The sequence below is a fragment of the Arthrobacter sp. SPT-J7 genome (assembly GCF_059089965.1).
Map to the genome: position 1 here is coordinate 1 of NZ_JBNHFF010000113.1, position 10,456 is coordinate 10,456.

The following is a 10,456-nucleotide window of genomic DNA, read 5'->3' on the forward strand; positions in this document are numbered from 1 at the left end:
GTTCGTCCGGTCCCTGCAAACCCCGGGAGATGGCTGTGAGTCGATCCCAGATCCCCAAGGCCTGGTCCGCGGGCAGATAGGCCGAGAGCCAGGCCATCCCGTCCCTGTCCGGCGCGTACTCTACCCTCCGGTCGAGGACGCACTTGGCGTGCCGCTCCTCGATACTTTCCTTGTGGTGCTTTTCGCGCCAGATGCGAGCCTTTTGGCGGAACCGGGACGCGGGCATTTCCCCGATCGGGCAGCCCCGGGAGGGGTTGGGTGCGTCCGGGTCCAGGAAATGCGCTTCCAAAGCCGCAGCCCCGGCTTCATCCAGGCTGGCAGTTTCATCCGCCATGGCTACGGCATGCTGCCAGGACATCGTCCCGGCCTGCAAAGCAGCCAAGGACCGCGGCAAGGATGTAGTCACCGCGTGGGACGCGGCGAGGAACGCATCCGCGGCACGGCCACCGATAGCCAGCACACACCCGATCTCCGCAGCGACTGCCATTTGCAACGCCTGTACCGGCGCCTCCGGCGGCGCGACTGCGTGGGCGGCTTGGGCGCATTTTGCTGCAGCCCGGGCCTTCAATCCTGCTACCCGGGCCTCCACGCCCGCGGCGCCGGAGAGGATGTCCAGACAATCATCTGCCAGACCGGCCAGCGGATCAGCATCCGATGAGGACCCGAAATCAGACCCTTCGACCTCGGCATTGAGCGCACCAATGGCGGCATTGATGACCTCAAATGCCTCCACCAACGCCGCTTTTCCCATACACCAATCATCGCCGGAGGGTCTGACATTTGCCGCGGAGGCTCCCGTCCGGATTCTCAAAGGCGGAAGGCTAGGCGGGCGCCTTCGCCAAGGCGAGGTTGTTGCCGTTCGCCGCCCACACAGATAGGACATAGACCGAACTGTGCATAGCGCCCAAATGATCAAGCCCCGGAAGGACCTGAATGTCCCAGCCTGCGGCGGTAAGCGCTTCGCGGTGCCTGGCCAGCCGCTCGCCGATGCTTACCCGGACGCCGCCCCACTGCGGGCTGTAGTCAATCTGGTCCTCGGACCCGGCGAAGGCCAGCCGGATCAGGCCGGGCGGCACAGCGGCGGCGCAGTCGTCGAAATCCTGAAGCGCCTCGTACAGGGTGACGAACCGCCGTGTCTGCGCCTCGGTTGTCTGCACGGACACTGAGTCCCAGTCCCCCGGCTCGGCGTCGTCGACTGCGACAGCGCACGGGTCAGGTGGCTGCCGGGACGCGGCGGGTTGGGCCAACCGGTGGCCTTCATAGTCCGCCACGATGAGCCGGTTCGATCGGGACAGTCCTTCCACCAAAGCCGCCCCAGGTCAGGGTCGCCGCCCCATTTGCGCATAATCTCAGCCTCAGCCGGCGGATGCGGCGCGAGCCGGACCGGCAGCAGCAGTGTAGGACCGTCACCATGAACGGAAACTGGAATGATGGTGCCGTCATGAAGAACAACCTCAGCGGCAGCAGCCATAGCCTGCCCCTTCGGTGGATAGTTGCAACAGCTTCAGGATGTGACCGGCAGTCGTGCTATGTCCCGGGTTCTCCTCTGGCTGGAATCCCAGACCGCCCATTCAGTACCCGCCTGTAGGCAAGTAGCATCGTCGGAGCCCCCGTTTGTCCGGGCGAATCCGATAAAGGAGACAATGATGTGCCTTCATGACCACACGTCTGCGCCCACACTCCCGGCCAACCTTTCCCGCCGCGGAATCCTGGCCGGTGCCGCAGCTCTCGCCGGAATTTCAGTCGCCAGCGTCGCCGCCCAGCTCCGCACCGCTCCCGCTGCACAGGCCACCGGCAAGCAGTCCCGCCCCGACTACCACGGCACTCCCCTCGTCGCTTCGCCGCTGATCGTCGAAGGCGGCACCGTCGTTGATCCCGAGACCGGCGACGCCGTCGAGGACGGCGTGCTGGTGCTCGACGGCGGCAAGGTCGCCGCCGTTGGAACCCGCGACCAGACGCGGCGGGCAGTGGCCGCGGTCGCCGGCCGTGCACAGGTCCTGAACGCCTCGGGAAAGTGGGTACTCCCGGGGCTGGTGGACGTGCACGTCCATGCCAACGCGCTCGCCGACGCCCGCGCGCTTTTGCAGGGCGGCGCCACCAGCGTCCGCAGCGGCTCGAGTACCTTCTACCAGGATGTGGCGCTCGCCGCGCTCCCTGGCTGGGCGCCCGGCATCTCCCCGCGCATGATCCCCGCGGGTCTGTTCATCTCGCCGGATCTCGGTGACTCGCTCCTGGCAGACCCGGACCTGGCACCGCTGGCCACCCTTTCCGGCGGCGTCACCAAAACCTCGGACCTGTCCTACCTCACACGCGTCAACCTCAAGCGCGGTGCCGAGGTCATCAAGACGCGCGCCAACCCCCGCGCCGGGCTGCCGGAGCAGGATCCGCGCGAACTGGTTTACGACCAGGAGCACCTGTCCGCGGTCGTGAGCGCTGCGAACGGGGCCGGGGTCCTCTGCCACGCCTACAGCGCAGAAGGCATCGACGGCGCCGTCCGGGCCGGGGTGCGCAGCATCGAACACGGGGTGTTCGTTTCCGAAGCCACCATCGCCGAGATGGCCCGCCGCGGTACCTACTTCACGCCCACCATGGACGCCGTCACCAGCCTGGCAACGTCCCCCCACCCGGTCCTTGCGGCACGCGGCAGGGAGTACACGCCCGTCCTGCAAGCCGCGGTCGGTGCGGCGAAGGAGGCCGGCGTGACCATCGTGGCCGGCACTGACTCCTTCGGCACCGACGTCACCCCCATCGGCACCGAAGCGCGCCTCCTCGCCGAGGCCGGGCTGTCACCATTGGAGGCCCTGCAGTCGGCCACCATCCACGCCGCCCGTCTGATTGGACGGCACGACGCCGGGCGGCTGGTCCGCGGCAGCCTCGCCGATGCCGTGGTGGTGGATGCCGATCCACTCTCTGACGCCTCTGCCCTGGAGAAGATCCGCGTTGTAGTGGCGCAGGGAGCGGTGGTGCGGAACGATCTGTAGTCCTGGCCAGGATTGGCAACCTGCTGGTGACGGAACCGGCCGCGTCCGGCTAATTGCCGAACGGCTGCTCCGTTCGCTGCCCAACACGGACCATCCGCATCTCGGGCACGCTTTCCCACTCGGGCGGAAGCAGGCCCCGCTTGCCGTCGGGCAAGAAGCCGTGCCGGCGGTAGAAGGCCTGCGCCCTTGGGTTGTCCTCCAGCACCCAAAGGTACGCCGGCGAGTCCCCGACAGCGGCTTGCAGCAAGGCCGTCCCCAAACCCATCCCCTGGGCTCGGCCCAGAATGTAGATCGAGTAAAGCTCCAGCGGAACGGGACCGTCCTCGTCGCGGCCTGGACCGGCGTCGGCAAATCCCACCACTTCATTGTTGTAATCCACCGCGATAATCCGCGGTTCAGGGCCGCCCAGGTGCTTCGCCGGCGTTCCACGCGTTCCGGGATCGCGTCCCGGCGGGCGGCGAAGAACTGCGGGGACAGCAGGTGGGCGTAGCACTCCTCGTGCGGCAGGGTGTGCATCAGCACCGTCGCCTCGGCGTCTTCCGGGGTTGCATGGCGCAACTGATAGTCCATGCCTCAGCCTAACCATCGCCCCGCCCCCGTTGCGTCCTTGGCACAGCACGGCGCCCTCTTACCGCCTGGTGATGCACATCAATCTTCCTAGGCCTTGCCCTTGGCAGGGGACCGCAGCATACTAATTAGCAGGACTAATTAGCATTGCTAAGCATCTTCAGGAGGCGCAACACAAGCGTGACCACCACCAACACTGAAAACGCCGAAACGACAGAAGCCGTCAGTCCCGACAGCCTGGCCATAGACCTCCGCACGGCCGTGATGCGCACATCCCGCCGGCTCCGCGTCGAGGCAACCGGCGACGTCATCACCCCGGGCCAGTACACCGTCCTGGCCCAGCTCAACGGGAACGGGGCGCAGACCCTCCGCACCCTCGCCGAGCGGGAGCATGTGCAGGCTCCGTCCATGACCCGGATCGTCAATGCCCTGGCCGAACAAGGTTTTGTGTCCAGGGCTGCCAATCCCGACGACGGGCGGCAGGTCCACGTGGACATCACCGACGCCGGCCGGGCCGTTCTGGCGGAGGCAAGGAACCAACGGACGGCCTGGCTGGCCCAGCGCGTGGCGGGGTTGAGTGAAGAGGACCGGCTGGTGCTGAGCCGGGCCGCGCACATCATGCAGGAGATGAGCGGCAGATGAGTGCGATGTTCCGGGCTTTGGAAAACCGCAACTACCGGATCTGGGCAGGCGGTGCGCTGGTGTCCAACGTCGGCACCTGGATGCAGCGGGTTGCCCAGGACTGGCTGGTCCTGACCGTCCTCACCAACCATTCCGGCGCCGCCGTGGGCATAACTACCGCCCTGCAGTTCCTTCCCATGCTGCTGCTTGGCCCGTACGGCGGGGTGCTGGCGGACCGCTACCGCAAGCGGGTGATCCTGCTGTGGACGCAGGTGGCCATGGGCCTCACCGGACTGGCGCTGGGACTGCTCGTGGTGACCGGTACCGCCCAACTGTGGCACGCCTACCTGGCCGCCCTTTGCCTCGGAATCGCCAGCGCCATCGACGCCCCCGCGCGCCAGTCCTTCGTCTCCGAAATCGTGGGGCAGGACAACATTTCCAACGCGGTGGCGCTGAACTCCGCATCCTTCAACACCGCCCGACTCACCGGCCCCGCCGTCGCCGGTGTACTCATCGCCTGGGTGGGCACAGGCCCGGTCTTCCTGCTCAACGCTGCCAGCTACGCCGCTGTCATCATCTCGCTGTTCCTGATCCGCGCCTCAGAGCTGGCCCCGGCTGCGCGGGCAGGGCGCGGCAAGCACCCGGTGGCCGAAGGTGTCCGCTATGTCCGGCAGAGGCCCGACCTCGTGCTGATCATGGTCCTGGTGGGCATCCTCGGCGCCTTCGGCATGAACTTTCCCATCATCAACGCACTGATGACCACCACCGAGTTCGGTGTGGGCCCCAGCGAATTCGGGCTCCTGGGTTCCATCATGGCGGTGGGCACACTGGCAGGCGCCCTGCTCGCGGCACGCCGGGCCGGGCCGCGGCTGCGGTACCTGCTGGGCGGGGCGCTCGGGCTCGGGTTCTTCACGCTCCTCGGCAGCGTATCGCCCTCGTTCTGGCTGTATGCCGCGGTGCTGATACCTGTGGGCCTGGCGTCCATCACCTTCCTGAACAGCTGCAACACCAGCATCCAGCTCTCGGTGGAGCCCCGGTTCCGGGGGCGGGTGCTGGCCCTGTACCTGGCGGTCCTGCAGGGCGGAACTGCCGTTGGAGCACCTCTGATGGGCTGGATCGGCTCTGAGTTCGGCGCGCGCTGGTCCGTGGCTGCCGGTGGGGCGGTCGTCTTGGTGGCTGCCCTGTGCGCAGTGATCGTAGTCAGCCGGCGGAATCAGCTGACCTTCCGCGACAACCTACGGATCGTATTCCGCAGGCGGCGCGAGCCAGCTGTCTAAGCTGGCTCGCTTGGTATCAGCGCCCTTCCGCACCTAGTTTTTGGGACGCCCCGCCCAGCACCACGTTCACCGGCTCCTTGCCTTCGAGCATCAGCCCAATCTGCCGCTTGATCAGCCGGACCATCCGCGGGAACATCGCCGAGCTGGCCCCGCCCACGTGCGGAGTAATCAGCACGCCGGGGGTAGTCCACAGCGGATGGCCGGCCGGCAGCGGTTCCGGGTCCGTGACGTCCAAAGCGGCGCGCAGGCGGCCAGACGACGTCTCTGCCAGCAAGGCGTCGGTGTCCGCCACCGGGCCGCGGGCTACGTTGACGAGCAGGGCACCATCGGGCATCGCAGCCAGGAATTTTGCGTCCACCAGCTGCTGCGTCTGCTCGCTCAGGGGGACGCTCACCACCACAATCTCGTGCAGCGGCAGTTGCTCATACAGCGAGTCGATCCCGAAAATCTTGCCGGCCGGGTCCTCGCGTTCGCGGCTGGCCATCCGGGTCACGTGCGACTCGAACGGCAGCAGCCGCGCCTCGATTGCCTTGCCCACTCCCCCGTAACCAACCAGCAGCACGCGCCGGTCCGCCAGACTGGGACGCTGGCTGTTGTCCCACGTTCCGCTCGCCTGGTTCCGCACGAAGTCGGACAGGCCACGCTGGCTGGCGATCATCATTCCCAAGGCCAGTTCCGCAGTCGAGGTCTCGTGGACCCCAGCCGCGTTGGCGAAAACGCAACCCTTGGGCAGAACCTCCGCGACGCCGTCGTACCCGATGGACTGGCTCTGGACCAGCCCGACGTCCACGCCTTCCAAGGCCGCCAACGCGGCTGGCTTGCCCATGTAGGCCGGAACCAACAGGTCGAAGCGGCCGTTCGGCGCAGTGCCGGTCAGGTCCCAGAGAACGAAGTCGACGCCGTCGATCGGCTCCAGCGCAGTTAACAGTTCCTGACTGGGCAGGCACACCCGCAGCCGCCGGCTCATGCGGCCACCAGGAGCTTGACGTTGGCCAGGACGGATACCGCTTCTGCAGGGTTCATAAACGCGATCATAGTGGGGGACGGCACTGGGACTGAATCCACAAGGTAACAGCAGCTGCCCGCGTCACTCACCCCGGTCCCGGCTGAGCTGCGCTGCCGGCTGCGCGGAACGGGTGGGGCGCTCCAGCCCGGCAGCATCGTAAATCTCCGGCTCGTCCATCGTCTCCTTGGCCAGCAGCTGCTCCACCAGGGACTCCAGCCGCCAGCGGTTTTCCTGGAGGAGGAGCTGGGCCCGGTCATAACAGGCGTCCACCAGGGAGCGGGTTTCCTCCGCCAAAAGGTCCAGCGTTCCCTCGGATACACCCATGGCCCGGGGATCGCCTTCTTCCGGCAGCACCTGGACCGGGCCGATCCGTGGTGACATGCCCCACCGGCCCACCATCATTCGAGCCAGGTTGGTGCTGGTCTGCAGGTCGCTCTCGGCACCGCTGGTGACCACGCCGAACACCAGCCGCTCCGCAGCCATCCCGCCCAGCGCACCCACAATCCGCCCGCGCAGGTAGTTCTCGTCATATCCGTAGCGGTCGGTGTCAGGGGTGGAAAGGGTAACGCCGAGTGCCCTGCCCCGGGGAATGATGGAAATTTTGCGTACCGGATCGGCGCCTTCCTCCAGCATCCCCAGCAGGGCATGACCCGACTCGTGGTAGGCCGTCCGGCGACGCTCCTCGGCCGGCATCACCACGTTGCGCACGGTGCCCAACTGCACCTTCTCCAGCGCGTCCAGCAGGTCCCGCTGGCTCACCGCCGGGTGCCCACGCTTAACCGCCAAAAGTGCCGCCTCATTAACCAGGTTGGCCAGCTCGGCCCCGGTCATGCCGGCCGTGACCCTGCTGAGCGCGTCGAGGTCCGCACTGGGGTCGAGCTTTACGTTGCGGGCATGAACCTGGAGTATCTGGGCCCGTCCGGCCTGGTCCGGCGCGTGGACCGTGATGGAGCGGTCGAAACGTCCCGGCCGCAGCAGGGCAGGGTCCAGGACATCCGGCCTGTTGGTGGCCGCAAGGACGACCACGCCTTCAGAGGATGAGAATCCGTCCATTTCCGTCAGGATCTGGTTGAGGGTCTGTTCCCGCTCATCGTGCCCACCCACAGCCAGGGAGCCTCCGCGCTTCCGGCCGATCGCGTCGATCTCGTCGATGAAAATGATTGACGGCGCAGCCTCCCGGGCGGCCTGGAAAAGCTCCCGCACCCGGCTGGCACCGACACCCACCACCATTTCGACGAACTCAGAGGAACTGACGTGGAAGAACGGCACACCGGCTTCACCCGCCGTCGCCCTCGCCAGGAGGGTCTTGCCGGTGCCCGGCGGGCCGCTCAGCAGCACACCCTTGGGCGGCCGCGCCCCGATGGCCTGGTACTTCTCCGGACCCTTCAGGAAGTCCACCACTTCCGAGATCTCGCCCTCCACCTCGTCGATGCCGGCCACATCCTTGAAGGTAACGCGGATGTTCTCCGGGTTGACGGGCTGGAACTTCTTGTTCCCCAGGCCGCCCAGGCCACCCATCCCGAACATCCCTGCCTGCCGCTTGAACAGCCAGAGATAAAAAAGCACCAGCAGCACAATCGGCGCAATGGAGATCAACAGGTTGACCAGGACGCCGCGTTCCTGGACCAGGGGTGTGGCACGAACCGTGACGTTGTTGGCCTCAAGGGCGGCCAGCAGATTGTCGTCGGCAAAGGTTGGCCGCTCCGTGACGAACTGGACGTAGTTCTTCCCGTCATTGCCCGGCAGCGGCCTCTCCTGCCGGAGCTTGCCTTCAATTGTGTCCCCGCGGGAGAACACCTCGGCAACGTTGTTGCCCTGCACCTGCGCCTTGAACTCGGAGTAGGCCACAGCCTCGGGCGTGGCAGCCCGGTCCTGGAACGAGAAGATCAAGAAGAAACCCAGGTAGAGCACCGCGAGCCAGAGCCAGGGCCGAAGCCGACCCCCGCGCCCACCGGACCGGCCGTCATCGTCCCCCCGGCCGGGCATACCCTCAATCCTCCAAGGCGGTCGGCGGCTTTCGGATTCGGGCACGGGACGGGTGCCCTGGCCGGGAGATAGCGGAGAGTTGTGTGCCATCAAGCCACCCTTTTCGGTTTACCTGAGGGCCGCCCGCTGCAAGGCGGCTGACGTCCTGGCCCGGCAGCCGCATCGGAAAGGGCTACCGGATCCCTGTGCTGACAGGATCAAAATACCGCCAACGCTGCAAGCTGTTAAGCCCGGCCGCGGCGCCCCTTCGGCCTTGCATCCACAGGCAAGCGCGGCAGTCAATTTCGACCCCTCCTCCGTAACTTGATACAGGTTAATAAATGCAAGACCTACTGAACCCCGCTATGCCATTCATTGCCGTCACGCTGGCAGTGGCCGCAGGACTGGTCGTGTCCTGGCTGCTGCGCAAGCTCGTCCTGCGCCTCAACCGCAAGCGCCCGGAGCTGCACGCCACGTCCCGGGTGGCGCGTCAGCCCCTCCGGCTGGCGCTGTGCCTCATCGGCGTCCGCACCGCGCTGGGACTGACAGCCGCCGCCGAAAGCTGGCTGCCCGCTGTCGACCATTTGCTGTTAATAGCCCTCATCGGTTCCCTTGCCTGGCTGGCAGTGGCAGTGCTGCTGATCATCGAAGCGGTGGTGCTCGGACGCTACAGCGTGGACGTCGCGGACAACCGGCGGGCCCGCCGGCTTCGGACGCAGATGATCCTGGCCCGGCGGATCGGTGTGGCGCTGGTGGTGGTGCTCGCCGCCGGCTCGGTGATGCTGACCTTCCCGGCCATCCAGGCCCTCGGCGCCGGGCTGCTGGCCTCAGCCGGCGTGATCTCGATCGTGGCCGGCCTCGCCGCCCAGACCTCCCTGGTGAACGTCTTCGCCGGCATGCAACTGGCCTTCACGGACGCCATCCGCGTGGACGACGTCGTGGTGGTCCAGAAGGAATGGGGCCGGATCGAGGAAATCACACTCACCTACGTGGTGGTCCATATTTGGGACGACCGCCGCCTCATCCTGCCCTCCACCTACTTCACCACCACGCCGTTCGAGAACTGGACCCGCCGCCAGTCCGAGGTAATGGGCACCGTGGAGTTCGACCTCGACTGGCGCGCCCCCGTGGAAGACATGCGCGCAGAACTGCGCACCGTCCTGGCAGGCACAGACCTGTGGGACGAGCGCGTGGGCATCCTGCAGATCACCGACGCCACCGGCGGATTTGTCCGGGTCCGCATCCTGGTCAGCGCCGCGGACAGCGCCGCACTGTTCGACCTGCGCTGCCTCATCCGCGAGGCCATGGTCAGCTTCCTTCAGCAGGGCCATCCCGAGGCCCTTCCCCAGCAGCGCTGGACAGAGGCAGCGTCCGACGGCGGGACCTCCAACCGCCGTCAGCAGCCACTGCGCGGGCTGGGCACTTCCGCCCGCGACGGCTCGAGGACGCCCGCTGATCCTCAGGAGTCCCAGCTGTTCACGGGCACCCTCGAGGCGGTCGAGCGCTCCCGCGCTTTCACCGGCCCAGGCAGCGACGTTTTCCAGGACCGGGACCAGACATTGGCCTCACGGAACTAAAACCCCTTGATATGTGACTGAACGGTCACCTATCATTGTTCCATGGATGCCGTGTTCAAGGCACTCGCAGACCCCACCCGGCGGGACCTGCTCGACGAGCTCTTCCGCGAGGACGGCCAGACCCTGGGTGCCCTCGAGGGGCGCTTCGACATGACCCGCTTTGGGATCGCCAAGCACCTCAGGATCCTGGAGGAGGCAGGGCTGGTGGTGACCCGGCGTCGGGGGCGTGAAAAGCTGCACTTCCTGAACCCGGTGCCCATCCGGCTCGTCCACGACCGCTGGGTGAGCAAATATGCAGAACCATGGGCCGCTGGCCTCAGCGACCTCAAATCCAGATTGGAAAGTCCCATGGAAAAAATCTTCGAAATCTACATCAAGACCACGCCGGAACGGCTCTGGGAAGCCATTACGGTCAGCGGTATCCGCAGCAAGTACCAGTTCTGGAATACCATCGAGGCCGAC

The 10,456-nt window shown here is 66.5% G+C and carries 9 protein-coding genes and 1 pseudogene; 5 read left to right on the plus strand and 5 right to left on the minus strand.

The annotated features are described in order from the left end of the window. Both AC5RWX_RS25715 and AC5RWX_RS25720 read right to left on the minus strand, forming a co-directional pair. Window positions 1-751, minus strand: a pseudogene (locus AC5RWX_RS25715) (HNH endonuclease signature motif containing protein); the annotation flags it as partial. A 70-nt stretch (window positions 752-821) separates the two neighbouring features. Beyond that, entirely contained in the window at window positions 822-1,304 is a 483-nt protein-coding gene (locus AC5RWX_RS25720; protein WP_494099113.1) for a hypothetical protein, read from the minus strand. Window positions 1,305-1,646: 342 nt separating this feature from the next. Here AC5RWX_RS25720 and AC5RWX_RS25725 point away from each other — a divergent pair, with 342 nt between their 5' ends. Next, on the plus strand, window positions 1,647-2,981 hold the full coding sequence (locus AC5RWX_RS25725; RefSeq protein WP_494099114.1) for an amidohydrolase family protein: 1,335 nt from the start codon (window positions 1,647-1,649) through the stop codon (window positions 2,979-2,981). A 49-nt stretch (window positions 2,982-3,030) separates the two neighbouring features. On the opposite strand, the gene AC5RWX_RS25730 is transcribed toward AC5RWX_RS25725, so the two are convergent. Then, window positions 3,031-3,360, minus strand: coding sequence for a GNAT family N-acetyltransferase (locus tag AC5RWX_RS25730; protein WP_494099115.1), 330 nt, complete (start codon window positions 3,358-3,360; stop codon window positions 3,031-3,033). A gap of 368 nt (window positions 3,361-3,728) precedes the next feature. Between AC5RWX_RS25730 and AC5RWX_RS25735 the strand changes: the two genes are divergently transcribed. Together AC5RWX_RS25735 and AC5RWX_RS25740 are read left to right on the plus strand one after the other, a co-directional pair. Then, window positions 3,729-4,190: a MarR family winged helix-turn-helix transcriptional regulator gene (locus AC5RWX_RS25735; protein ID WP_494099116.1), complete on the plus strand. Its 462-nt coding sequence runs from the start codon at window positions 3,729-3,731 to the stop codon at window positions 4,188-4,190. Next, the gene (locus AC5RWX_RS25740) at window positions 4,187-5,446 is read left to right on the plus strand and encodes an MFS transporter (protein WP_494099117.1); all 1,260 of its coding nucleotides are present in this window, start codon (window positions 4,187-4,189) and stop codon (window positions 5,444-5,446) included. The genes AC5RWX_RS25735 and AC5RWX_RS25740 overlap by 4 nt, the downstream gene beginning before the upstream one ends. 16 nt (window positions 5,447-5,462) lie before the next feature. Here the strand turns inward: AC5RWX_RS25740 and AC5RWX_RS25745 are convergent, their stop codons facing one another. Both AC5RWX_RS25745 and ftsH read right to left on the minus strand, forming a co-directional pair. Further along, window positions 5,463-6,413, minus strand: coding sequence for a 2-hydroxyacid dehydrogenase (locus tag AC5RWX_RS25745; protein WP_494099118.1), 951 nt, complete (start codon window positions 6,411-6,413; stop codon window positions 5,463-5,465). Between the two features lie 120 nt (window positions 6,414-6,533). Beyond that, window positions 6,534-8,438 (minus strand): ATP-dependent zinc metalloprotease FtsH, encoded by a 1,905-nt coding sequence (gene ftsH, locus AC5RWX_RS25750; protein WP_494099119.1) that lies wholly within the window; start codon window positions 8,436-8,438, stop codon window positions 6,534-6,536. A 320-nt stretch (window positions 8,439-8,758) separates the two neighbouring features. Here ftsH and AC5RWX_RS25755 point away from each other — a divergent pair, with 320 nt between their 5' ends. After that, a complete protein-coding gene (locus AC5RWX_RS25755) occupies window positions 8,759-9,994 on the plus strand; it encodes a mechanosensitive ion channel family protein (RefSeq protein ID WP_494099120.1) in 1,236 nt (411 codons plus the stop codon). A gap of 42 nt (window positions 9,995-10,036) precedes the next feature. Beyond that, a partial coding sequence (locus AC5RWX_RS25760; protein WP_494099121.1) for an ArsR/SmtB family transcription factor occupies window positions 10,037-10,456 on the plus strand: 420 nt, incomplete at its 3' end.

What these genes read in the sequence shown, in the direction of transcription:
- AC5RWX_RS25755 (WP_494099120.1), top strand. Translation starts at nt 8,759, where the DNA reads ATGCAAGACCTACTGAACCCCGCTATGCCATTCATTGCCGTCACGCTG.
- AC5RWX_RS25740 (WP_494099117.1), top strand. Translation starts at nt 4,187, where the DNA reads ATGAGTGCGATGTTCCGGGCTTTGGAAAACCGCAACTACCGGATCTGG.
- AC5RWX_RS25745 (WP_494099118.1), bottom strand. Translation starts at nt 6,413, where the DNA reads ATGAGCCGGCGGCTGCGGGTGTGCCTGCCCAGTCAGGAACTGTTAACT.
- ftsH (WP_494099119.1), bottom strand. Translation starts at nt 8,438, where the DNA reads ATGCCCGGCCGGGGGGACGATGACGGCCGGTCCGGTGGGCGCGGGGGT.
- AC5RWX_RS25725 (WP_494099114.1), top strand. Translation starts at nt 1,647, where the DNA reads ATGTGCCTTCATGACCACACGTCTGCGCCCACACTCCCGGCCAACCTT.